Origin of the sequence: Bordetella holmesii (assembly GCF_020735985.1) — a bacterium.
GTDB lineage: Bacteria > Pseudomonadota > Gammaproteobacteria > Burkholderiales > Burkholderiaceae_B > Bordetella > Bordetella holmesii.
This window is the reverse complement of the sequence record NZ_CP085973.1, coordinates 1,327,151-1,351,476: the sequence shown is the minus strand read 5'-3', so window position 1 is coordinate 1,351,476 and position 24,326 is coordinate 1,327,151. Positions and strand designations below refer to the sequence as shown.

The 24,326-nt window shown below is 62.0% G+C and carries 14 protein-coding genes and 1 pseudogene; 4 read left to right on the top strand and 11 right to left on the bottom strand.

Annotated elements, in window-relative coordinates; translation table 11 throughout:
- Positions 1–51: 51 nt before the first annotated feature.
- From LK440_RS06420 to LK440_RS06395, 6 genes and pseudogenes are all read right to left on the bottom strand, one after another.
- Positions 52–999, bottom strand: a complete 948-nt coding sequence (locus tag LK440_RS06420) for a fimbrial protein (protein WP_227944795.1) — start codon at positions 997–999, stop codon at positions 52–54.
- A gap of 160 nt (positions 1,000–1,159) precedes the next feature.
- Positions 1,160–3,646 (bottom strand): fimbria/pilus outer membrane usher protein, encoded by a 2,487-nt coding sequence (locus tag LK440_RS06415; protein WP_227944794.1) that lies wholly within the window; start codon positions 3,644–3,646, stop codon positions 1,160–1,162.
- A 56-nt stretch (positions 3,647–3,702) separates the two neighbouring features.
- The gene (locus LK440_RS06410; RefSeq protein ID WP_005019537.1) at positions 3,703–4,497 is read right to left on the bottom strand and encodes a fimbrial biogenesis chaperone; all 795 of its coding nucleotides are present in this window, start codon (positions 4,495–4,497) and stop codon (positions 3,703–3,705) included.
- A 108-nt stretch (positions 4,498–4,605) separates the two neighbouring features.
- Positions 4,606–5,160, bottom strand: a complete 555-nt coding sequence (locus tag LK440_RS06405; RefSeq protein WP_017685298.1) for a fimbrial protein — start codon at positions 5,158–5,160, stop codon at positions 4,606–4,608.
- 19 nt (positions 5,161–5,179) lie between these two features.
- Positions 5,180–6,181 (bottom strand): annotated as a pseudogene (locus LK440_RS06400) (ISL3 family transposase); the annotation flags it as partial.
- Positions 6,182–6,318: 137 nt separating this feature from the next.
- On the bottom strand, positions 6,319–15,111 hold the full coding sequence (locus LK440_RS06395) for a two-partner secretion domain-containing protein (RefSeq protein WP_110097774.1): 8,793 nt from the start codon (positions 15,109–15,111) through the stop codon (positions 6,319–6,321).
- Between the two features lie 346 nt (positions 15,112–15,457).
- Here LK440_RS06395 and LK440_RS06390 point away from each other — a divergent pair, with 346 nt between their 5' ends.
- Positions 15,458–16,408, top strand: coding sequence for a DMT family transporter (locus LK440_RS06390; protein ID WP_005014105.1), 951 nt, complete (start codon positions 15,458–15,460; stop codon positions 16,406–16,408).
- Here the strand turns inward: LK440_RS06390 and LK440_RS06385 are convergent.
- Positions 16,405–17,085: an ABC transporter ATP-binding protein gene (locus LK440_RS06385; protein WP_005014106.1), complete on the bottom strand. Its 681-nt coding sequence runs from the start codon at positions 17,083–17,085 to the stop codon at positions 16,405–16,407. The genes LK440_RS06390 and LK440_RS06385 overlap by 4 nt on opposite strands.
- Here LK440_RS06385 and LK440_RS06380 point away from each other — a divergent pair.
- On the top strand, positions 17,084–17,743 hold the full coding sequence (locus LK440_RS06380) for an arylesterase (RefSeq protein ID WP_026087871.1): 660 nt from the start codon (positions 17,084–17,086) through the stop codon (positions 17,741–17,743). The genes LK440_RS06385 and LK440_RS06380 overlap by 2 nt on opposite strands.
- Here the strand turns inward: LK440_RS06380 and LK440_RS06375 are convergent.
- On the bottom strand, positions 17,725–19,680 hold the full coding sequence (locus LK440_RS06375; protein WP_005014109.1) for a SurA N-terminal domain-containing protein: 1,956 nt from the start codon (positions 19,678–19,680) through the stop codon (positions 17,725–17,727). The genes LK440_RS06380 and LK440_RS06375 overlap by 19 nt on opposite strands.
- Positions 19,681–19,951: 271 nt before the next feature.
- Here LK440_RS06375 and ugpQ point away from each other — a divergent pair, with 271 nt between their 5' ends.
- Entirely contained in the window at positions 19,952–20,701 is a 750-nt protein-coding gene (gene ugpQ, locus LK440_RS06370; protein WP_005014110.1) for a glycerophosphodiester phosphodiesterase, read from the top strand.
- An 11-nt stretch (positions 20,702–20,712) separates the two neighbouring features.
- Complete coding sequence (locus LK440_RS06365; RefSeq protein WP_005014111.1) at positions 20,713–21,585, top strand: 23S rRNA (adenine(2030)-N(6))-methyltransferase RlmJ; 873 nt, start codon at positions 20,713–20,715, stop codon at positions 21,583–21,585.
- Between the two features lie 10 nt (positions 21,586–21,595).
- On the opposite strand, the gene LK440_RS06360 is transcribed toward LK440_RS06365, so the two are convergent.
- The 3 genes from LK440_RS06360 to LK440_RS06350 form a co-directional block, all read right to left on the bottom strand.
- Entirely contained in the window at positions 21,596–23,008 is a 1,413-nt protein-coding gene (locus LK440_RS06360) for a dihydrolipoyl dehydrogenase (protein ID WP_005014112.1), read from the bottom strand.
- Positions 23,009–23,117: 109 nt separating this feature from the next.
- Positions 23,118–23,846 carry a glutathione peroxidase gene (locus LK440_RS06355; protein WP_005014113.1) on the bottom strand — a complete coding sequence of 243 codons (729 nt, stop codon included), beginning with the start codon at positions 23,844–23,846 and terminating at the stop codon, positions 23,118–23,120.
- A gap of 136 nt (positions 23,847–23,982) precedes the next feature.
- Positions 23,983–24,183 (bottom strand): heavy-metal-associated domain-containing protein, encoded by a 201-nt coding sequence (locus LK440_RS06350; RefSeq protein WP_005014114.1) that lies wholly within the window; start codon positions 24,181–24,183, stop codon positions 23,983–23,985.
- Positions 24,184–24,326 lie beyond the last annotated feature (143 nt).

Here is a 24,326-nt window from a genome sequence, read left to right as displayed (position 1 = left end):
GCCAAGCTTGCAGCCACTGCCAGGCGTGGGTGCCGCCCCTTAAAGGGGATCTCAATCATAGGTCAATGTGACGTTGTAGACGACCCGCAAAGGTCCGGCCTGCACGTCTTTCTTGAGTTGGTAATAGCGCGCGCGCAGCGGGATATCGATCTGGACGCGCTCCTCGGTGCGCTTGGCTTCGTCCAGTGGACGCGCCATGGAGAACTCCCAGGGGGTGTCGCCCGAGGCATCCTTGAGCAACTGCACGCCCACGCCCTTGGCTTCCATGTCATCCGGCAAACCCACGCCGGCCATCATTTCATAGACATGCTGAGGCATGATGGACAGTTTGGCGCTCGGCCCGCCATAACATGAGACGGGGACATTGAAGGATGTTTCGCCTAGCGTTGACCCCACACCTTTGAAATCCGCTCGCCTTACGTTTGGCAGAGTTTGCGTGATGTTCTTGTAGCTGCAACCTTGGGGTAACACCGACAGGCGCGAGATTCCAGTACTCATCATGACGGAACTACGACCCAGGATGTGCCGCTCGCCTCTGAACACAAGCACCCACTTGACCGTGAAGATGTTCTGCCTTCCTCCGCCTATCAAGCGTTTGCCGGGCTTCGTAACTTGCGCGATTTTGGTGATGAGATAACTGAGTTCTTGATCAGTTGGCGAAGACAGCGTTATCGTCCCATTGAAACCACCCAAAAGGGTTCCGTTCGTGCCGATCACCCACTCCTTCTTGCCGGCGGAGAGCATTTCCTTGTGGGCAGAAACCACCTGCAAGGCAACGCCTATCTCGTCGGTAATCCCCGGTAGCCTGATCATCACGCCATACGGGCTGTCCACCTGAGGATAGTCACTACTGGCTTCCATCACGAACTCCACCCGCCCGTTCTGGATCAGATCATCGATCAGATCATCGTCGTCAGTGACCTCTTCACCGACGGTGTACTCACAAAATCCTGCCAGCACGCTGTGAGAGAAGGTGGTCGGGGTAAGTTTCGTGCCCAATGGCGTTTCCGGCGTCACACGCACCAACATCCCCTGCGGTGGGCTGATAAAGTTGCTGGTCGTCTCGCACTGAACAGGAGGCCCGTCGAACATTGCAAAAGCCGGACGCGCCCATGTGAGTAAGGTAATACTGAGGGCGATCAACTTCGTAAGAGGTGAATCAAGGAGTCGCATGGTTAAGCTCACATTGCATAACGATCCGAGGCAATCTGCCCTCGCCTCTCGTCGTGTTGTCGTCCAACCGATAAGGGGTGATACAGACACTGCCATCGCGCAGGCGGACGTGAACCTCGCCCTGGTCTGGCAGACCGCGCAACAGTGCGCGCCCACCCTGACCGCTGGTGCCCAGTGTGTTGCCTTTGCTGTCGGTAATGGGGCTGCCGAATGGCAGGCGTTCGCGCGCCCCTGAATCGACCAACAGCAGCGCTGAGCGCTCGCGCCGCGTCTTGAATACCAACGGCACCACGGCACCGGCGCGCGGCACGGCCTCCTCCACGGTCGACTGCAATTCGACATCGAGCGGCAGATTCTCGGGAGAAAGCTGCACCTCGTTGAGCGAATAGGGCGACAGGCCCACCAGACCGTAGCCACGCGCATCGACCGTGGCGTTACGCGTATTGGCAATGGCCGCGCCGCCGGCGTCCCGGGCATCGATGAGCCCCACGCTGTCAGACAGTGTCTGGCCCAGGGTCACCCCCCCACGATGGGCCACCAGCCCCCCGCTGCCGTTGACAAACACCTGGCTGCCAGACGGCTGTTGCGTGAAGGCACCCGCGATCTGCCCGTAACGCCCCAGGTAGTTGGCACTCAGGCCATACGTCGTGCTGCGGTCGGCGTTGCGGGTGACATCCAGTCCGTAACTCAGCGCCCTGCTCTGGCCGACGGTGCCCTCATAGGAGACGCGCTCATTGCTGCCCCGGTTACGGGTGCGCAACACGCTCGTGCGCAGCGAGCCTGACGAGGCATCGCTCGACAGCGGGATGGAAAAGTTCAGCATGACCTGACGGTCGGGCCCGAAGCTGCCATTGCTGAACGAGGCCGACAGGTAAACGCCTACCCCTTTGACTCGCGTGCCGTAACCCAATTCCCACTGGGTCTGCCGCGCGGTCGAGCGCCAGTAATTGCGCAGCGCGCCGGACATATACAAGCTGCCGTAGGCGCCCAGAGGCTGGCTGACCGCCAGACTGAATTCTCCTCGCGGCCTGCCTGGACGCAGGGGGGTGAATTGCCGCGCCAGGCTATCGGATAACGTCCAAAACCCCTCTGACGAGTATCGCAAGGTCGCCAGGCGCACCACCGTACGGCTCGATTCCAGCGTTTTGCTATACGAGAGGCGATAGCTCGTCCCGTAGAAACTGTTTTGCCGCACCGGCCGGGCGTAGGCCCATGTTGTATCCAGACTCAGCGCTCCCACCGGGGTGTTGAATGCCGCGCCCAGGGTCATGGCGGCATAGGTTTTGTGAGCGCCCAACAGCCCGCCATAGAGATTGACGCCATCCTGAAGACCCCAGCGTCCGCTGGCCTGCGCCACCCAAGGTGCCGCGGCGGCCTGCAAGCCACGAGCGTAGCGCCCCGCCGTCAGGGCGTATTGCAGTTGCCCCTTGCGGATCAGTCGCACCGCATTGCCAAACGGCACGACAAAGCGCTGCACGGCCCCGTTGGCTTCGGTAACGATGACGGTCAGGTCTCCGCCATAGCCGATGGGCGAATAGTCGTCGATGGCAAAAGGCCCCGGTGCCAGACTGGCCTGGTAGATGACGTTGCCACCCTGCAGTATCTTGATGCTGGCCTGGGTGGCCGCGACTCCACGCACGGTGGGTCGATAGAGCCGTTCCGAGTAAGGCAGCATGGCCGGGTCGCTTGCCAGCGTGAAGCCGCGCACCTGATACGGGCTGAAATACTCGGAGCCAGCGTAGATATCTCCCAGCACCAGGCGGGCGCGCCAGGAAGGGATGTCGGTTTGCAAGGTGCTGCGCTGCGAACGCAACTCGCGGCGGCCGCCCGCAAGGCTGAAAAACGCGCTATTGCGAAAATACCAGCCGCCCACATTCAAACCGCTGTCGAACAACCCGCTGAAGGACTGAAACGACGCGCCGCGGGAGTCATAGCGGCTGTAGCTATAGCTGTAGTTACTGCGAAACGCCGTAATGCCCTCCTGCCATCTTTCCGGCGGAATGTCGCGCTGGTAACGATTGCGCACGTAGGCCTGAGGCACGCTGAAACTCAACTGCGCCGTGGCGTAGTCGAAGCTCTCGACGCTGTCGGGATAGATGTCTCGAACGCCCACGCAGGCACCGGCAGCCAGTTGCGCGCGCAGTGCCGGATCCAGCGCGTCCAGGTTCACGCCCAGCCTATACAACTGGTCGTGATCCAGGCACGCCAATGCATCACTGTCGTGAAGCGAAGCGGAGGCGGCCGCCTTGAAGCGCACCCGCATCGGCACGCCGCGCTCGCCATTGATGACCACCTCGACCTGGTGCAGACCGGGCGGCAAGACGTTGCGCCGCGCAAACCTGCGCAAGTCCGCGTGGCTCGCCGAGCCCCACAGCATGCGGGGATCAAACTGCAGCTCGGCCTGTTGCTGCGCAGCGGGTGCTGCCGAGGAAAACAGCGCCAATAATCCGGCGCTCAGCAAGGTCGGAGACAACGGCGGGCGTCTCGTCCTGGCGTAGTGATTGTCAACCATCATCCGAACCGGGCCGGCTATTGCTTGCCCACCTCCTTCTCGAAAAAGAAGATGGCTCCCAGATCGCTGATGGAGGCGTAACGGATGGAGGCCGGCCGGGCTGCGCCCAGGTCCAGCGTGGCGCTGGCAAAAGGCGCGATCATCATCGAGGGATACCGCTGCGTGGGGTGCTCCTGCGGGCCATAGGAGGCCTCTCGCAGGTTTATGTAGTACGGCGTGGGGTTGCTTATCAGAAGCTTGCCGCCTGGCGCGATGCGGAACGTCAAATCGCTGGCCGCGTTGTCCGCCGAGCCCTTCAAGCCCTTGGGCCGGAAGAACATCTTCAGGCGGGTCCGCACGCTGATCTGCAGAATGCCGCCCGAATCCTCCACGCCGTCGGCCTTGGGGGGCACATCCAGTACGTTGAGCCAGAACAACGACTCGCGATCCTGGGGCAATGCCTGCCCGCCATCAGTATGAAAAATACGCAAGGCCTGGCCTTTGCCAGGCTCCACCCGCGCCAGTGGGGGGGTGAGGAAAAACGGCACGTTCATCTGATCGGGAGTCGCGTCGGCGCGGCCGTCGTCGATCCACGCCTGCATGAGCGAAGCGACCGTACCTTCATTGCTCATCTTGACGACCACTTCGGGCGCGCCTGCCTTGTAGACCACGCGGGTGCCTTCGATCACCAGACTGGCCTGCACGCTGGCGACCCACCCGATACTCAGCACAGCCGCGCAGAGCCCGCGCGCGCGCGCCTGCCATATCCTTGCGCGTGTGGCGCGCACAACCTCGCCCAGGGCGCCTTGAGGGCGCCGTTTGAAAATACTCATTGTCAGAACCCAATAGCTGAGTCGCCTGTCACCGCGCTGCTGCGAAGGGCGACGCTTTCAGGAAGGGATGTCAGCCGCAGCCACTTGCTGTCAGCTGGCCTATTCGGGTCAGGGGTACATCACCGAGAACTGGACCGTCGTGCCGACGTGGCTCGCTGCGATCGCGCCATCAGATATTCGCTTGTAGCGGGCGATGAATCGCGCATCGGCCTTGTTATCCGTCACTCGGAAGGTGTTTCCTGCAATCGCCTTTTGCATGTCGGGCGTACTACCCATGGGAATCTGCACACCGTCCAAGCCGGCAAGCTCGATACGCAAATGGTCGAGGCGCGTGGCGCCGACTCCCGCTTGCGGGATGGGCGTGGCGGCCGTTGCCAGTTGATACGGAATCAAGGTGTGCGAGTCATAGTCAGTCGTGTGCCCAGGCTCGAAGTAAATATGAACGTTCTGCCCATTGATGGCCGCCGGGCATTCGCTCAAGCGGATAGTGAAAACCGTGGCCCCGGCGGTGTCATTGACATGCCGGATCGCGGCGGTGGAGATCTTGGGCAGGCGGACCGCGATGTCCGCAGGCGGTTCGGCGTCTTCTATCTTGCAGGTGGTGTCGATGATCTCGCCGCGGATGGTGATGGTGCCGTCCGAGGCAAGAGCGCCTGCGCTCATTGCCAGGAGCAGGCATGTCCTGTTGCAGCCAGTGATCCCATGCCTGGCGGGCGTAGCCGGGGTGTTGGTAGAACCACAGCTGTTTGAGCTCATCGCGCATCAGATAAGCGGTGAGCAAAGGCTGGTTGGCCTGGAGCAACTCGTCCAACTTTACCGATTGGCACGGATCGAGGTTTTTGCGATTGCGCAGCAGTAGCCAGCGACTGGACTTGATCACCCGGCGGGCCGGCTTGTCGTGCCGCAACTGGTTCGCTTGGTCTACACGCACCCGGTCTATCACTTCACGGCCGTACTTGGCCACGACGTGGAACAGGTCGTAGACGATCTCGGCGTTGGGGCAGTTGGCCTGGATCTCCAGCTCATAGGCCGTCGTCATGTCGATCGCTACGGCCCGGATCTGCTGGGCAACTCCTGTTGGCAGTTGTTCGAAGAAGGCTCTGGCCGTCTCGCGCGAGCGGCCATCACCGATCCATAGCACCTGACGGCGGATCGGATCGACAACGACCGTGGCATAACGATGGCCCTTGTGTAGAGCGAACTCGTCCATCGCTAGGTAGTGGATCTGGCTCCAGTCCGGCTCTTGGATCGCCCGTCGCAGCAGGGCCTTGTCCAGCGCCTTGACCGTGTGCCAACCCAGTTGGAAGAAGCGCGCCACGGCCAGAATGTTGCTGGACTCAAGCAACTGGCTGACCGCCTCGGCCAGCCGGTCGGTCACTCGCTGGTAACGGCCCAGCCAGCTCAGCCTCTCCAGATGCGGTCCACCGCACTGCTCGCACCAGACCCGCCGACGCGGCACTACCAGCGTCACTCGCAGCGCCATTAGCGGCAGATCCCGCACCCGGCGCGTGGTCGTCTCATGCACCTGCCGACATCGGTTGCCGCAGTGCTCGCAGTGCATCGTTCGCGCTGAAGGCTTCAGGTAAATCGTGACCGTCCGGCTCTCACCTTCAGGCCACACGACCCGCTCCACCCGATAACCTTCCCACCCACCCAACCTCTCGATCGTCTTGCGGTCCAGCATGATCCCGGCCTTGATCCTTGAAAAATCAAGGATCAAGCGTAACGGCAATCAAGCACGGCTCCACGCTATTCCGCGATGAACCAAAAAAAGGCGGAAAAGGGAAGATCCCTTTTCCGCCAACCAGGCAAAGCCCCTGCCTACTTCGCTGTCCTATAGGAGATACGGTAGTTCTTGCCGCCGACGTCCTCGACCTTGAGAAGGAACTTCTGCTCCGCCCCTTGGGCAGGCTTGCTCGTCAAGAGCTTGCCGTCGAGCTTCATCAGTTGCTCGCGCCGCGTGATGGTGACGGTTTCAGGTCCATTGGGTCCGGTAAACGTCAGCGTGACGGGTTTGGCAAGCTTGCCTCCTACATCCTTCATGAGGTTGATCTCGGACACCTGCTTCTGTGCGACCTTGACCTGCTCCTGGACGGCATACCGGCCGCCTTGCGGTTGAGGCTTGATATTTGGTCGGGCCGCCGCCGCTTTGGCCTTGGGCTTAGGATCGACCTTTGGCGCAGGTTTGGGACCGGCATCAACCTGGTCCGCTACGGGAGGCGCCACCAATTTCGGCGGCTGCGACACCGGGGTGGACACCGCAGGCACCTCCGGCTCCGGATTCACCACTTTGGCATGCTGAACCTTGGGAGTCGTCGTGAGAGTCGCCTTTTCGGTCTTGATTACCTTGGTCTTGACCACCGGCGCCGGATGTCCGGGGTCGACCCGTTGCGCATACTGAACCTTGGGGGTCGTGGTAACCGTCGCGGTTTCGGTCTTGACGACCTTGGTCTTGACCACCGGCGCCGGATGTCCGGGGTCGACCCGCTGCGCGTATTGAACCTTGGGGGTCGTGGTGACCGTCGCGGTTTCGGTCTTGATGACCTTGGCCTTGACCATCGGGGCGGGATGTCCGGGGTCGACCCGCTGCGCGTACTGAACCTTGGGGGTCGAGCTAACCGTCGCGGTCTCCGTCTTGATGACCTTGGTCTTGACCACCGGAGCAGGATGACCAGGGTCGACCACCTTGGCGTGGTGGACGTCACGCGGCGGCGTGATGGTCGCCGTTTGGGTATTGACGACTTTGGTTTTCACCACTGGCGGAGCATGTTCGACCACGTCCTGCTTGTTCAGCTTGTCACGCAGTTTTTCTACCGCCGGCTTCAGTGCGACAGACAGCGCGGACTCCCCGCCGGCGTAGTACTCTTCCCGCGTGACAACGCGCTGCTGCCCGACGTCGGTATTGAGATGCCCCGCAATACCCTGGGCCGCCGCGACATGGGACGCCTTGCCCACAGCAATCGTAGCGTTGTTGGTCGCCTCCACATGGTCTCGTGCATCGCGCCCATACTCGATGGTCACCATAGGTAAGCCGGTCGTCGGGTTGATGGCACCCGATCCACCAGCCTTGCCACCATCTTTGTCTATTTTGTCCTTGAGCTGGCTGGCGTTGATCTTGCCACCGGCGTTGACGCGGCCATCCGCACTGACCAGATGGGCGCCCGTGACATCCAGGTTGCCCCCCGAAGTGAGCGTCAGGCTCTTGCCTGCTTGTATGCCGGCCTGTTCTCGAACGACCTTGGCATTGTCGTGATGCTCCTCACCGGTCAGGCCTACCGTGACCGAGGCCGAACCGATGGTCTTGGTGTTGACCCCTGCCACCGCCCCGGCCGTCCAAGTGCCGCCCTCCTGCTTGCGTTGAATGTCGTCCTGCACGCTGGTGATGCGCGTGTTGCCGCCGACATCAATCTTGGCTTTATCCTGCACGGTTATCCGTGCGCCTGACAGCGCGAGGTCGCCCGCGGTTCGAATACTGACCTCGCCCGCCGCTATGTTGGCATTCTGGTAACGGGTGCTGTTTTCCGTACTGACGGTGTGCGAACCCGACAAGGTAGCGGACACGCCGGCTCCGGCCGCCCCGAGCGCGGCGTTGACGCCGCCGTTGATCGACGCCGAAAGCGTCAAACCATGATCTTCGCCATGACTGACCGTACGGGACTGCGCAGCCCTGAGCGACACATCACCTTTGGCATCGAGCGTGACGCGATCGCCGCCTTTGAACTGCGTACCGGCCAGAGTGATGTCGCCTTTGTTGGCCGCCAACGAGATATTGCCACCGAAGGTCTGTGTGCTCTCCCGGGTTTCGGTGCTGGTTTGGTGACCCCACTCAGCGCCGGCCTTAGCGGTACCGGTCAGTGAGCCGGTGTCGCCCAACAACAATTGCGTGGTCTCTGTTGCCGCCATGGCCGCGGCCAGCGCCGGGTCGATCTTGCGCTTGGGGTCGTCCACCGTCTGCGCGATCATGTCTCCGAAGCGGGTCGCCGTCGTCGCCACTGAAGATCCGGCATTGGCCTCCGCACCCAACGTATAGCGGGTGTACGAAGTTTGCGTGTGGATGTCGTCCACCGCTTTGGTGCTGGCAATGTTGCCGGCCTCGATGCTCAGCCCTGCGGCACCAACCGCTGCCTGAGACTTGGCCAGATCGCGGTTGATGTCCGCGCCGCCCAGATCAGCCGTGCCACGCACGTTTACCTTGCCCTCGCCCACGTTGAACTGTGCATTACGGTGGGTCTTGGCCTGTATGGTGCTTTCTTCAGAGGACGCCGAGAAACCCGCCGTCAGCCGGGCGCCCGCTGTTTTGCCGCGTCCGGCGTGGGCCGAGCCGCCGGTTTCGCTACCCAGCGAGGCGGCGGCCTCGTAGCCGCCTGCCCCCACTGCCGCGCCAAGGGCCAACTCGCGACGGTCTTCGCGGCTGTAACCGTAGTAGTGGTTTTCACCCGCCTTGAGCTGAAGATTGCCGCCGATATCGATTTCGCTCTTGTTCGCGTCGATCGTGCCCCCAGTCACCGACACGTCGCCACTGTTGTCGACGATCAGTTTTTTGGCGGTAATGGTGCTGCCGACGTCGGTCGCGCTGGCAGACTGCTCGGTCTTGATGGTCTGGGACAGCGCGGCAAGCGCCTCGCCCAGCGCGTGAGTGACGTGGGAGGCATAGTGCGACCCCACCTCTTTGACCGTACCGAGTTTGATCGTGGACGTCTTGAGCGCGACCTCGCCGGCCGAGGCCACGATGCCGCCTTCGCTCGCGTAGTCGGTTGCGGCGATCTTGACCGAATCGCTGCCCTGGATCTGAGATTGATCATCGCGAGCGAGCAAGTGCCCCTTCTCGTCGTACCGCATCCCGACAATGGTGCGCAGCCTGCCCTCGGTCTGGAGGTCGACCGTCTTGCCCTGCAGTTGCGCGCCCGCAATCTGGCTGTCGCCTGCTCTGACGGTCACACTCTCTTGGCCGGAGATCCCGGCCCGGACACCGCCCGTGCTGCTGAAGTTGGCCTGCCCGATGGCGGCCTTGATGGCATAGCTGCCCTTGGCGCGCATTTCGCTTTCGGCCAGCCGCTGCGCCGCTTTGGTAACGGCCGCAGCCGTAGGTTTGGTCACAGCCAGTTTGCCTGTCGACGCCTCGGAGACGCGCTGCAGCACATCCAGCAACTGCTTATGTGTCAGCGCCTGACCTTTATCGTGCTTCTGCCGCCAGGCCCCGGCACGCTCCGCCAACATGCCTCGAGCCGCATCGGCGTTCAGGCCGCCGGCCGCGACGCTGGTGCCGCTTGCATCCAGGCCCACGGAGGCGCGGCCCAGCTCCAGCAGGTCGGTGGCGTTGAGCTGGCTGTTCCAGTAGAAGTCCTGGGCAGAGGACTGCAGACGCGCCAACTGCGTGGTATCGAGCTTGGAGACGTCCAAGGTGACCTTGCCGTCTGGCGCTTTGGCCAACGCCGCTCCCGCCAACGCCATGACCTTGCCCGCCGCTTGCTGCAACTGTGTCTGGTGCGCCTGGGCAAGCGTGTCGATGGCGCTGTTCAGGGGCGTGCCGAGCTCCTGCCCCAACCGGGCGAGCATGGCGTCGCGTTGGGCGGCCTCCTGCTTGGCCACGGCGCTGCGCGTGTCAATCGACACCTTCGCGCCCACCAGAGCCCCATTGGCCACGGTGACATCCCCTCCGCCCGTGTCGACATTGATATCGCCCGCCGATGCCACGACGGCCCCCCCTTGCTTGCGCACGTCGTCGGCGGCCTGCCTGGAGGCGCGGGCCAGGTAGACGCGCGGCATCAAGACCTGCGTGCCGTTTATCCGCGTCCAGACATACCAGACCGTATCCTTGTCCAGTTTGGCCACCTGGTCAGCGCTCAACGCCTGGCCGACCTGCAAGCCAAGACGAGAGGCCTGTTCACTGCCGTTGTCCATCAGCTGTTTGACGGTCTGAGCGTCGCCACTGCCCATCCGCGCCCCTGCAGCACCCAGCAGGCGGGCACGCTCACGCAATATCCATTGCGTATCGAAATAGTTGTCGCCGCTAACGCGCGCACCCTGCTGCGGTTGATAGCCCAGTTTCTGGAAGAAATAGCCTGAGCCGTAGAATTGCGACTGATCGATGTAGTTGAGCCGCGTCTCGAAATAGGGGCGTGGCAAGGTCTGCTTGCCGGGCGCCTTGATGGCTGCAGTACTGATCGTCGGCGACACCGGCCGGAACACGAAGCGGTTTGCCAGCAACTCATCGAGCACCGGATCCGGAAAATCAAGATCGATGTCCTCGAGTTGCGGCTCGTCGAGCTTGAAGGTTGCATCCAGCGTCCCTGCCAGTATGGGCACCTGAACTTTACCGATCTGTGCCTGCTGGCGCTGGTGGGCCTGCAAGCTGGCCGCTGCGGCGTTTTGCGTGCTGTTGCCACCGACGAGCATGGTGCCACCCGTGTGCGTGACGCCGGCTTTTCCAGCCAAAACCGTTTGCTCAAGAGGGTAGTAGTCCACCGTGCCACCGCGCCGGCCATTTTTGAACTCTCGCCAACGCTCTTCACGCTGCACTGCGGTAAGGCCGCGCCAGTCCGCACCCAGCGCAGCGGCCAGCATCTTCTGCAGCTCGGGGGCTTTGCTCAGGTCGGCCCCGGCCAGCACCGGAAACAGGTTGTAGGTAGGCGAGTAGGAATAAAAGCCGCCTAGCGAGACGCGATGAGCGCTGTTGTTGAGCATGAAATCCAGCATGTCGTAGAGGGACGTGAAGCGGCCATCGTGCCCACCCGAAGGAAGTGCCACCTCTTCGACGCGGGTTGAAAAGCCGCCCGTGTTCTGGCGCAAATAGTCCATGACACTGAGCGACTTCCCCTTGGAACGGTTTTCGACGTTGCCATCGACCCGCAGCTGCGCGCCGGCCACGATGGCGCCCTCGTTGTAGACGCGTGCTTTCTTGCCTTTGTGCTGCTGCTGGTTTATGTCGATATCGCCACCGGCCCGTATGCCCCCTTGCTTGACCTTCAGGGTACTGACGGGCGTACTCACCGAAAAACTGTGGATTTTGGTTCGCACCCAACGCCCGGTGCTCCAGAACCCCTGATCCTGGGAGATGTTCACCGTTTCTTTCTGGGAGCGCTGTACGCGGACATCGCCTTGCAGTTCGGAGAGGTTCTCGAGGTTTGGGGTATCGATGGACAGCTTGCCGCCAGCCTCGATACGGCCCGCCTCATTGCGCAGCTTTTGCGAGGCGGCAAGAGTGACCTTGCCGTTTTGCGACATCAGCCAGGCATCGCGCTGATTGTCGATGGTGTGGCCCGAGGCAGTGACGTCCTTGCCCGCCCAGATCAGCGAGCCAGGGCTATTGGTGATGCCGCCTTTGGCCGTCAACGTCAACGCGCCGGGCGTGGCGATCTGGCTGTAGTTGGTGATGCCACCCGTGCTGGCCGTCAAGACGACGTTGCCTGGGTTCTCGATGCCGGTACGTACCGTCAGATACTTGGCTTGCAGGGTCAACGTGCCATTGGCGAGGGGGGACTGACGCTTGGCGTCTATCGTCAGGCCAGCAATGTTGCTGCTGTTCAAGGTCAGATCGTGCCCTGCCCTCAGTTGACCGGCATTGGCATAGTCCGTCGTCATTATGGACATGTCGTGGCTGGCCTGCGCCACGCCCGCGTTATCCAGCGATTGCACCCTGAGGGTGGCGTTGTCAGCCTGGATCTTGCCCGTTGCCTTGTTATGCAGTTTTCGGGCGCCAAGCGTCAGTTTTTTTGCTTTGACCTCGCCGGCGTTGTCGATGTCTTCCTGAACCGTAAGTTGCGCGCTGTCCGCCTGAAGCAAGGCGCCTGGCTGATTGTGCAAGCCTTTCGCCGCGAGTGTGAGTTGCTGGGTCTTGATGTCCCCCGCGTTAGACAGATCGCCTTGGACGTTGAGCTTGGCTTGCGCGGCGCTCAGCTGTGCACCGGCCTGGTTGCTCAACGTGGCCGCACGGCCGTCGAGCATGCCGCTGACCTTGATCTCTCCGCTGTTAGTCAGGCCCTGCGAGACCGTAATCTTGGCCGACGTGGCTGACAGACTGCCACCCGCCATGTTGTGAAGCTCTGCCGCCTGGATATCCGTTCGCTTGGTACTGATCGTCCCCTCATTGCGAAGGCTTTTCCTCACCTTGAAGTCGCCTGACTGCGACGCGACAATCATCGCACCTCGCTCATTAGCAGCCTCGTCGGTCTGTAGTGTCACCGTTCTACCTCGCAGTGTGCCGCCATTCGTCACGCTTCCAGTGGTAGTCACCGAAAGTGCTTGTCTCGCCTGGATCAGCACCGCTACGCCCTCGTTGCGCACATCTCTCTGTGCGGCAAGCGTGATTTCGTGTCCCTGGAGTTTGCCGTGATTGACGATGCTCTGCTGTGCCTGAACGTTTACCTGGCCGGTAGAGGTGACGTCACCCTTATTGATGAGATCTTGCGCCTTAACCTCGAGCGTGTTTACCTGAACCTTGGCGTTAGCCGCGAACTGCGCATTGGCGCGAGCATCCAGCTTAGCCCGGCCCTTCACCGTAAGCTTTCCGTCTGCATACACGTCGCCGGCTCGTACGTCTAACCCATTCTGGGAGGACACTTCGAAGCTTCCTGTCGTGCGGAACATCTGTGTCACGTCGGCGGTCGCTCCGCTTCCTCGCACAACAAAACTGCCTTTGTTGTCAAAACGGTTTCCGGTTAAGGACAGTTCCTCTACGTCGACTCGCCCCTGAGCATCATTGATCACATCTGGACGCGTTTTTGCACCATCTTGGGCGACATTACCCTCGATGGTCAGTTTTCCGGATGCCCCCAGAAACCCGCTGTTGGTCAGTTTTTCACCCGCATGCAGAAGTACATTGCGCACGGCGCGTTTGTTTATCTTGTCCAGCGATGAGATCTCGCCAGTGTTCTCAATTTTTCCGCTAGCGGTGAGTTCGATATTGGTATCGGAATCGAACAGCAGCGTATTTTTTATGTCCTTTGCTGTAACCGTGAGCCGCTTCTTGCTCTGAATCACGCCCTGGTTCTCGATATTGCCGGTGAAGCTCAGCGTGGTATCGCCGTCAAGTGCGGTGATGACGCTGCTTTGATTGTCGAGCGAACTACCCTTTAACAGGATATTGCCCTTGAGGGCACGCACACCGACGCTGGAGCCCACGGTCGCATCTGGGAGAGCTTTGCCGGAGGACGCTTCGTGCACCACGGGACGTCCGTCCACCATCTTGACCACCGAATTGGTGATGGGATTGCCTGCGCCGTCAACACCATGCAGGGCGCCGACCAGCACGATGCGATCGCTGACCTCCACATCTACGCTGTTGGGCGCGCCGCTCTTGCCGCTGGCCTCGACCACGGCATTGCGGAATACCCAGCTTCTTGCCCTGACCTTGAAACTATCGGCCTTGATGTCACGCGACAGGATGATGCTGCCGTTGCGCGCGGTGAGTTCGACATTGCCGGTGAGCTCGGAGGCGGCGCTTTCGGCCTTGCCGGCCGGTCCCAGCGTGATGTCGCCGGAGTCCGTAGTGATGCTGGCGCCCTGGCCTGCCACCATCGTATCGACCGCCAGGTTGCGGCCAGCGCTGGCGGTGAGTTTGCCAGCGGTTTGAACGGTGCCGGCCTTGACGTCCGCGCCGGCACGCAAGGCCAGATCCCTGGCTTTGGCACTGCCGACCTCGACGTTGCCGCGGGCGTCGATACTGATGTCTCCGGCAGATACGAGCGTGCCCGGCTGGCGTACCCCCAGGCCCGCATCGGTGGATATCAGGGTGATGGCCTTGCCGTGCATGGCGCCCGCGGCGCTGCCGTCGATGGCATAGCCCGAGCCTGCCTCGGCGGCGCGCTTGCGCCGCACCGGCGCTGCGGACCTTGTAGCGGTGATGAAGTTGCTGCTGCCCGCTAGCGCCTTGATATCGGCCTGGTTGCCTTGCGTGCCGCCAATGGCCCCGCCGATCTGGATGAGCTTGGCCACCATGTCGAAGGTCTGCAAACCATCGGTATTGACGCCACTGCTGCCCACGGTGAGCTGACCCTGGGTGACGCCCAGCGAGACGACGCCGTCTCGCACGCTCGGCACGCCCGTCGACAGCGTCAGGCTGTGCGTGTTGAGGGTGGTAAGGCCATCGACGCTGATGCCATTGGGATTGGCGATGATGAGGTTGGCGGTTCCGCCGTGGACTTCCAGCGTTCCGTTGAGGCTGCTGGCGCCGGGACCGGTCACTTCGGACAGAATGGTTGAGGCCAGCGCGCCGGTCAGGTTGGGATTGCGGCTGATCTGTCCGGCGATCTGCGATCGACCGTTCTGCTTGCTGTTGTTGAACACCGCGCCCGGCGCCACGATGTTGAACTGCTGGAATTTGTTGTGCGACAGGCCGTGGGCATCGGGTGCAGCGATGTTAATCACTGGCACGCCATTGGCGGACGTATGTGTCGTTGTGGCGGCGCCGGCAGCGGGCGTGACCTGCGCGCCTGCAGGCCCGGACAGGCCAAAGGCCAGCCAGAGCGCGCAAGAGAGCATACGTAAGCGATATGGCCCGCCTGCCCCGGTGCGCGCTCGCCGGCCCTTGCGGCGACCCGCCGTCTTGAGTTCGGATACCGGGACATACATCCCCAGTACTTTGCTGAAGATCAAACGATAGAGAGAGGCGTTCACGGTGTATCTCTGCCAACGATTGTTATCCGCGCTGCCCGTGATGCGCCCGCTGGGCGGAGGGCTGGTTGCGGACCAGGATCAAAAAATTAAGCAGATGATGCAGAGACACTACTCAGCGCAACACTTCACAGGGCCCTACTTACATGTAGGATCACTCCTCAATGTGTCAGGATAGTCGCACCCTCTCTCGAACCAACTAGGACCACATCCTCGTCCTTGCCCCGTGCAGCGCCTTTTGGATAGGACTAATTAACCAAGCGTTATCAGCTCGATGGAGGGGATTGTCCGAGGGCGTATGATGACCGGCGTTTGCACGCCCCTACACCCGCGACCTCAGGAGAGACTCATGCAACAGGCCCGCGCCGGCCTGGGCGCGCCATCCGGCCTGCCGCCCCCGCAGACATCGAGCGGCCGTCCCCTGGTCGGGGTGTTGCTGCTTATCCTCTCGTTGTGGACGTTGTCCTGCCTGGACGCCAGTGGCAAATGGGTAATGACGGCCGGTGTGCCGTTGCTGATGTTGTGCTGGGTGCGCTATGTCGTGCACCTGGTCGTGGTAACGGCACTGGTGGTGCCGCGGCGTGGCCGGCGCATCCTGCGCGCAAGACGCCCGCGCGATCAGATTTTGCGCGGCGCGGCGATGTTCTGCGCCACGCTGATGTTCTTTACGACCCTGCGCTACTTGCACCAGGCCGAGGCGACTGCGATCAACTTCCTGGCGCCCATGATCGTGTTGTCGGTGGCGCCTTGGATATTGCGCGAACCGCCTCGGTTATCTCGCTGGGTGGCCAGCGCGGTAGCCTTTGTGGGCGTGCTGATCGTCATCCGGCCGGGTGGCGGTCTGGATCCTGTTGGGGTGATATTCGGGCTACTGACCGCCTTCTGCTTTGCGGCACAGTTCATTCTCACCCGGCGCGTGGCCTGCGATGACGCTTACACGTCTCTGATCTGGAGCGGGCTGGTGGGCACGATCTGCCTGACGGCTGCGCTGCCTTTCATCCTGCCGGCGGCACTGCCCGTGCTGGCCGGGCTAAGCCCCATGAACTGGCTGATCCTGTTGTCGACCGGATTGTCGGGGGCATTGGGGCACTTGCTGCAGATCGCGGCGTACCGCAATGCGTCGGCATCCACACTGGCGCCTTTTGTCTATATGCAGATCGTCAGAGCAACCACCATGGGGTGGCTGCTCTGGGGGCATTTCCCGGACGCGCTGACCTGGCTGGGCATTGCCATCATTTGCGGCAGTGGCATCGTGATCGGCATGTTGGAGTGGCGGCGGGCGGCCACGGTCCGGCGCTAAGCCTGCAGGCGCCCGCCGGACAACACCAATTGGCGATCGCAGCGCGCGGCCAATCCGGCGTCATGGGTGACCAGCAACAGGGTAGCCCCTTGCTCACGCTGCAGTTCGAACATCAGGTCGATAACGGTCTGCCCGGTCGCGGCATCCAGGCTGCCTGTCGGCTCGTCGGCAAAGAGTAAGGCCGGATGCACCACGAAGGCGCGCGCCAGCGATACGCGTTGCTGCTCGCCACCCGACAGCGTGCGCGGATAGTGATGCAGACGGGCGCTCAGCCCCACGCGCTGCAGCATGGACTCGGCCGCCTTGCGGCTTGCCCCCCCGGGCCTGCCTGCCAGCTCCAGTGGCAACATGACGTTTTCGAGGGCCGTAAGGTTAGGCAACAGCTGAAACGACTGGAAGACGAACCCCACATAACGTGCCCGCAGCCCGGCACGGCCATCTTCGTCCAACGCAAACAGATCCTGGCCCGCCAGACGGATTTGCCCTTCTGAGGGAACATCCAAGCCGGCGAGCAGTCCGAGCAAGGTGGACTTGCCGGAACCGGAGTTCCCGGTGATAGCCACGGCGTCGCCGGAACGGACCGTAAAATCAAGGCCATCCAAGATGGTGAGCTCTCCCGTGGCATCGGTCACCCGCTTGCTCAACCCAATCACTTCTATCGCGTTGCTGATATCCATGCGCTCATTATTCCGTGTGTTGTCCGTCTCACTCATGCTGGCATGCGTACCGGCGGCTCAGGCTCAAACCGCGTCGACCGCTGCCGATAGGCAAACGGTGCTGGTGGTGGGTGATAGCCTGGCTGCCGAGTATGGTCTGGCCCGCGGCTCCGGTTGGGTGCCGCTACTGGCTCGCCGCTTGTCTGAACAATACCCGAATTATCAGGTGGTCAATGCCAGCATCAGCGGTGACACCACCAGCGGCGGCACGGCACGATTGCCTGGCTTGCTCAAGCGTCATACGCCGGCGGTGGTTGTGCTGGAGTTGGGGTCGAATGACGCCTTGCGCGGGTTGCCTTTGAGCATGACGGAAAACAACCTGGCGGCCATGACACAGGCAGCCAAAGGTGCCGGCGCCAAAGTATTGATCGTCGGGATGCAAATCCCCCCCAACTATGGACGCGATTACACCGAACGCTTTGCGCGTGTTTTCCAGGCCGTGGCCCAGAAAGAAGGGGTGAGCCTGACACCATTTCTCATGGAGGGCATGGCGACGGATCGCGAGCTGTTTCAGGCCGACGGGATACACCCCAATGAAAAAGCCCAGCCGACGTTGCTGAACAACGTCTGGCCGGGCCTGAAACCCTTGCTGCGCGGCGATCAGCCTTCGGCGGGCTGATCTCCCTTGATGATGGGCGCGGCTGGCGGCAGGATTTGCACCTTGTAGGCTTCGCGCAGCATCTTGAGCACGGCCTGATCTTCGGCTTCGCCCCAGGCGCCGCCAAGCTGACGGGCAAGCATCTCGGCGGCCTGAGCGTCGGGTTGTCCGGCTTCGACCTTGTCCAGGCGAGCCAGGACATAGTCGCTGCCAGAGGGCACCCCGGCGAAACCCGGCAATTTGGCAGCATCCATGCGCATGACGGCGTCGACCAGCGTGCGCGGCAAATTGCCCGGATCCTGGCGGGATATGGTCAGCGGCGCGCCGAAGCCTTCCGCCTGATCCTGCGTTTGCAGCGCCTTGAGCGCCTGTTCGCCGGCCTCACGGGCCGCCTGAGCCGAACGCTCGTCGAGCAAACGGGCACGAATGCCGTCCTTGACCTTGTCCAAGGGCGGAATCTGCGAGGGCTCGACGACGGCAACGCGCAAGGCCAACAGCGTGTCGGGAGCGAGTTCGATAACGCCGGTGTTCTGCTTTTCGCGCAGGACGTCGGCAGCAAACAGCGCCTGACGCACACGCGGATTTTCAAGCAAAGCGGAGTCGGCACTCGCCGCAGCCGATCCTGCACCGGCTTGCGTGGCCGGCAACAGCCCCGAGCGAGTGATGCCGGTGGCTGTGCGCAGCTTCAGGCCCAGGGCATCGGCCGCCGGCTGCAGGCTGTCGCGCTGATCATAGACGGCGCCTTGCAGCTTGGTTGCCATCTCGGCAAAACGCGCCGAGGCCAACTGCTTACGGATTTCGCCGGAGATCTGGTCCTTGACTTCGGCCAGGGTCTTGACCTGGGCGGGCTTGACCTCGGTGACCTTGAGGATGTGAAAGCCAAACGGGCTTTCGATCACACCGGAGACGGCGTCCTTGGACATCCCTGCTATAGCCTGCTGCAGGCTGGGCGGGACGGAATTCGCAGCAATCCAGCCCAGATCGCCTCCTTGGGCGGCCGAGCCGGCGTCCTGGGAGTCTTTCTTGGCCAGGTCAGCAAAACCGGCCGGGTTGGCCGCTGCCTGACGGGCAATTTCTTCAGCTTTGGCGCGGGCCGCCTTGCGTGCATCCGCGGAATCACTTGCCGCCGAGTTGATCAGAATATGGCTGGCACGACGCTGCTCAGGGGTGCCAAAGCGGTTTTTATTCTGCTCGTAATAGCTGGCGATGTCCTCGTCCTTGACCTCGACACCCTGCGTGGCGGCGGCTTCGTCCAGTACCAGATACTGCGCCTGAACCTGCTCGGGCACGCGCAGCGATTCTTTGTTCGCCTCGTACCACGTCTGGACGTCTTGGGGAGTGACCGTCACCTTGGAGCGAAAATCGGCTGCGGCAAAGGTACGCAACTGGATCGTGCGCTTTTGTGTAAGCGCTTGCTCGACGTCCTGGACCACGACCTGCGGTACTCGGGCCGACAAACCGATGGGTTCAAGGACACGAGCCACGGCGAGATCGCGACGCAGGCCATTCTCAAACGACGTCGGCGACAGGCCCTGAGCGGCCAGTACCTGACGGTAGCGCTCCGGCGAGAAACGTCCGTCGTCCTGAACCTGCGGAATGGCAGCAATCGTGTTGCGCAGCGTTTCGTCGGAAACCGAGAAGCGGTTGTCCAGCGCGACCTGGGCCAGCAAACGCTGGTCGATCAATTGATTGAGCAGTTGCTCGCGCATGGCGGGCGTGTCGAGCACGGCCGGATCAAATTGCGTGCCCAGGCGCTGGCGGAACTGCTCCAGCTGATTGCGGTGAGCCGCATCGAACTCCGACTGTTTGACTCCCTGCCCCGCGACGGTGGCCAGCTCAGGTTCGCCATTGACGAAACTGGTATAGCCTTGCACGCCTACCAACGCGAAAGACGGCACGATCAGAAGCAGCAGGATTAACTGCATCCAACGCCGATGGGTGCGAATAAATTCAAACATGTATTCCCTGTTGCCAGATTGGCGCGGCCCCGTGCCAAGCCAAAACGCATAAAAAAGGCGAAAACAATTCGCCCGGACGCTCGCCCGGACCCTGCAGCGGCATTTGTGGAAACCGTGCCGGGCCAGCCGCCGGAGTTTACCACCTCCGCAGCCCCTGCCCACCCCCTCGTGCGCCAAGCCCCGTCCCCCGTTAGGGAGTATGCTTGCAAGCCGTGAAACCCCGTGTTTTACCCGATGTTTCCGACGCGTATTCTTGTTTGAGGTCTTGTACATGACGCCCTCCCTGCCGGCCTGGCCATACTCTCCTTATATTGCCCATCGCGGCGGCGGGCACCTGGCCCCCGAAAATACCCTGGCGGCCATGCACGTCGGTGCAGCCCATGGATTCACGATGTTTGAGTTCGACGTCAAGCTCAGCCGCGACAACGTCGCCATCCTGATGCATGACGATGACGTCGACCGTACGACCGACGGACAGGGGCCGGCCAAGGACAAATCTTATACGGAGATCTCCCTGCTGGATGCGGGCAGTTGGCATTCGCCGGCATTTGCCGGAGAACCGGTGGCAAGCTTCGTGTCGGTCGCCCGCTACACGCGCGCCAATGGCATCGCCTGCAATGTCGAAATCAAGCCCTGCCCGGGCCGCGAAGCCGAGACGGGGGCCGAAGTCGCCCGCCTGTGCGCCGAGTATTGGCACGACGCCAGCGTTTTGCCGCTGCTGTCTTCGTTTGAGGAACCGGCGTTGGCCGAGGCGCAACGGGTTGCTCCACAGTTGCCACGGGCCCTGCTGGTCGAGAAGGTGCCGGCAGACTGGCGCGAGCGACTGGCTCGCTATGGCTGCATCGCCCTGAATATCAACCAGAAGGACGCCACGCCGGCATTGATCGACGCGGTGCACGCGGCCGGTTATCGGATTGCCGCCTGGACCGTGAATGACCCGGCGCGCGCGCGACAGCTGCTGAGCTGGGGCATGGACGCCATTTTCACCGACAAACTGTCCGACATTCGGCCTTCGGCCTAAGAAGAGTTTCCGTGTTTAGTTATCGCCACGCCTTTCATGCCGGCAACCACGCCGACGTGCTCAAGCACGCCATCCTCATCCACACACTGGACTATTTCAATCGCAAGGATGCGCCTTACTGGGTGATAGATACCCATGCGGGCGCGGGTCTGTACGCGCTCGACAGCGATTGGGCCAGCAAGAACGCCGAGTTTGCCGACGGCATCGGCCGCCTGTGGGAGCGTACGGATCTTCCCCCTTTACTGGCCGATTATGTCCAGCAGGTGCGGACCTACAACCCGTCCGGCACGCTGCGCCATTACCCGGGCTCGCCTTGGCTGACAATGGACGCCCTTCGCGACCGCGATCGGTTGCGGCTGTTCGAAATGCACCCGACGGAGTCGGGCATTCTCGTCAACAACCTGGAGCAACGTGACCGGATATCCCTGCGCCAGACCACGGTCTACTCGACCGATGGTTTCGAAGGCGTCAAGGCACTTTTGCCGCCGCCGACCCGCCGCGGCATGGTGCTGATCGACCCCTCGTATGAGGACAAGCAGGACTACCGCCGTACGCTCACCGCGGTCAAAGAAGGCATAAAGCGTTTCGCGACCGGAACGTATGCGGTGTGGTATCCGCTGGTCCAAAGGCGCGAGGCTGGCGAAATGGCGCGCCTGCTTGAACGGTTGCCTGTCAAAAGTTGGTTGCATGCCACGCTTAGCGTCAAGCGGCCGGCCACTGACGGATTCGGTCTGCACGGCAGCGGGATGTTTCTCGTCAACCCGCCCTGGACGCTGGAGGCGGCCCTCAAGGACGCCATGCCCTACCTGGCCCGTGAACTGGCGCAAGACGACCGCGCCGGATTTACCCTTCAATACGTGGAAAACCCGGGCAAGTTCGCCTGAAGCCAGCCGCTCAGGCCGCGCGCGGCGCGCCGGCCTGCACCAGGCGGGCTTGAGCGTCGCGCAAGGCCGTGCGCAGCCCTTCCTCGATCACGGGATGGTAGAAGGGCATTTCCAGCATTTGGGTAATGGTCATATTTTGCTGGACCGCCCAGGCAAGCAAATGGCCGATATGCTCTGCGCCGGGCCCGACCATTTCCGCGCCCAGAAAACGGCCTGAGCCGATTTCTGCATAGACGTGCAGCAGGCCGCGATTCTTGAGCATGACACGCGATCTGCCCTGGTCAGCAAAATCCACCTCTCCCGTTACGTAGCTCCCGCGCGGCAGACGTGCATGTGCCGTACCGATCAGGGCAATCTGAGGATCCGAGAACACCACTGCCAGCGCGGCGCGGCGCAGAGATTGCGTCACCTGCGGATAGTGCGCCGCGTTTTCACCGGCGATACGCCCCTCATCGGCGGCTTCATGCAACAGCGGCGAATCGGCATTGGCGTCTCCGGCAATAAAGATGGCCGAGCTCCCGACCTGCATGGTCGATCGGTCAAACTGCGGCACGCCGCGAGCGTCCAGCGTCAAGGACGTGTTTTCCAGACCAAGTTTATCGACATTGGGTTTGCGGCCGGCCGCTACCAGCGCGTAGTCGAAACGTTCGACACGCTCCGTGTTGTCCAGCGTGATATAGCGGATCTCGACCTCGTCGCCGACCCGTTTGGTCTCCAGCACGCGCGCATCCGGGTCGAGGTAGAACTCCGCCTGAAAGATTCTGCGGGCGGCCTGCCGCACGGCGGGATCGCTGATGCCGCCCAGACTGCCGCTGACGCCAAACACGTGTACCTTGACGCCCAGACGCGCCAGGGCTTGCCCAAGCTCCAGGCCGATGACACCCGGCCCGAAAACCGCGACGCGGGCAGGCAGGCTGTCCCAGGCAAACACGTCGTCGTTGACGACCAGCCGATCACCCAGCGCCAAAAACGGCGCAGGAACGGCAGGCCGCGATCCGGTAGCGATGACCACGCGCTCGGCATGCACTTCAGTGTGATCATCCACACGCAGGACGCGGTCGCTCAGAAACCGGGCATAACCATGCAATTTGTCTTCGGCAGGCAGGTTCTCCACGCCTTGAAGGACAAAGCCGACGAAGCGGTCGCGCTCACGTTTGACGCGCGCCATGACCGCCTGGCCATCCACGGTCACCGGGCCGGCCACGCGTACACCAAAAGCGTCCGTATGCCGGGTGGCGTGAGCAGCCTCGGCGGCGGCGATCAGCAGTTTTGAGGGCATGCACCCCACACGAGCGCAGGTGGTGCCATAAGGCCCGCCTTCGATGATGACAGCGCGCTTGCCGGCGGCGCGAGCCGCGCGATAGGCCGCCAGACCGGCCGTGCCGGCACCGATGACAGCAATATCGGTATGCAGGGATTTCATATTTTTTCCTTCGATCTGCAAGCGCACGCATCCGCCGGCCACCGCACAGGGCGGTCGGCGGATACGTCGCTAGGGAGGTACAACGTGGGGCGGCCGCCCCAACCGGCGATCAGCCGAAGTGGACTTTCAGATCGTCCAGGCCACCAATGAGCTTGCCATTGATGAAGACCTGCGGGGCGGTACCACGACCTGAAACCGCTCCGATGACGCGGCCACGCACTTTGTGCTCCAGCGGGATCTCGATGGGGTCATAGCCCTTGGACTCGAGCAAGGCTTTCGCTTCGACGCAGAAGGGGCAGCCTGGCTTGGAAAACACGACGACCTGATCGGGCTTGCTGGCTGCGGGAGCCAAGTAAGCGAGCATAGTGTCGGCGTCCGAGACTTCGAACGGGTCGCCTTCTTTCTCGGGCTCGATGAACATCTTTTTGACCACACCGTCTTCGACCAGCATCGAGTAGCGCCAGCTACGCTTGCCAAAGCCCAGGTCGCTCTTGTCGACCAGCATGCCCATGCCTTCGGTGAATTGCCCATTGCCGTCCGGCAACAAGCTGATGTTGGCGGACTCCTGGTCTTTGGCCCACTCATTCATGACGAAGGTATCGTTGACCGACACGCAGACGATGTCGTCCACGCCGTTATCAAAGAACGTCTGAGCCAGTTCGTTGTAGCGCGGCAGGTGGGTCGAGGAGCACGTGGGGGTAAAGGCACCGGGCAAGGAAAAAACGACGACGGTGCGATTCTTGAATATGTCGTCGGTGGTCAGCTTCTTCCAGGTGTTGTCGACACGGACGGGAAATGTCACATTCGGAACACGTTGGCCTTCACGATTTTGCAGCATGCAGTTCTCCTGGGGTATTTGGGAGGTGGCGCCTACGCGCTACCGAAGGCTCCACTTTAAATATTTGCTATCGATCAATCCAATTCAATTATTTAAATTGATCGATAGCCATTCCAAATCGCCCCAGGACTTTCAATTATTGTTTCTTTGGATCATAGCCGGCCTGGCGGATGGCCGCTTCCGCGGCATCCGCGCCTTCGGCGGGACTGACCGTCACGCGGTGCGCGGGCAAATCGATCTGAACCTGCGCACCCGGCACGGCGTTCTGAACGGCTTGGGTAATGGTCTTGACGCAATGGCCGCAAGTCATATCGGGGACGATAAACGCAACACTCATGTTCGACTCCTGTGAGGGATGGCGACTTGCCATCATGAAAGACAGAATAAAGCTTCCCACCATAGTAAGGTCAAGCATAAAATATCGATTGACCTTCCCATGATGGGAAGGCACAGACTGCGCTCAGAGCAGACTACCGGGAT

Excerpts from the sequence above, each read along its gene's own strand:
- LK440_RS06410 (WP_005019537.1), bottom strand. The coding sequence starts at position 4,497 with ATGAGTATTTTCAAACGGCGCCCTCAAGGCGCCCTGGGCGAGGTTGTG.
- LK440_RS06405 (WP_017685298.1), bottom strand. The coding sequence starts at position 5,160 with ATGAGCGCAGGCGCTCTTGCCTCGGACGGCACCATCACCATCCGCGGC.
- LK440_RS06390 (WP_005014105.1), top strand. The coding sequence starts at position 15,458 with ATGCAACAGGCCCGCGCCGGCCTGGGCGCGCCATCCGGCCTGCCGCCC.
- LK440_RS06380 (WP_026087871.1), top strand. The coding sequence starts at position 17,084 with ATGCGCTCATTATTCCGTGTGTTGTCCGTCTCACTCATGCTGGCATGC.
- LK440_RS06385 (WP_005014106.1), bottom strand. The coding sequence starts at position 17,085 with ATGGATATCAGCAACGCGATAGAAGTGATTGGGTTGAGCAAGCGGGTG.
- LK440_RS06375 (WP_005014109.1), bottom strand. The coding sequence starts at position 19,680 with ATGTTTGAATTTATTCGCACCCATCGGCGTTGGATGCAGTTAATCCTG.
- ugpQ (WP_005014110.1), top strand. The coding sequence starts at position 19,952 with ATGACGCCCTCCCTGCCGGCCTGGCCATACTCTCCTTATATTGCCCAT.
- LK440_RS06360 (WP_005014112.1), bottom strand. The coding sequence starts at position 23,008 with ATGAAATCCCTGCATACCGATATTGCTGTCATCGGTGCCGGCACGGCC.
- LK440_RS06355 (WP_005014113.1), bottom strand. The coding sequence starts at position 23,846 with ATGCTGCAAAATCGTGAAGGCCAACGTGTTCCGAATGTGACATTTCCC.
- LK440_RS06350 (WP_005014114.1), bottom strand. The coding sequence starts at position 24,183 with ATGAGTGTTGCGTTTATCGTCCCCGATATGACTTGCGGCCATTGCGTC.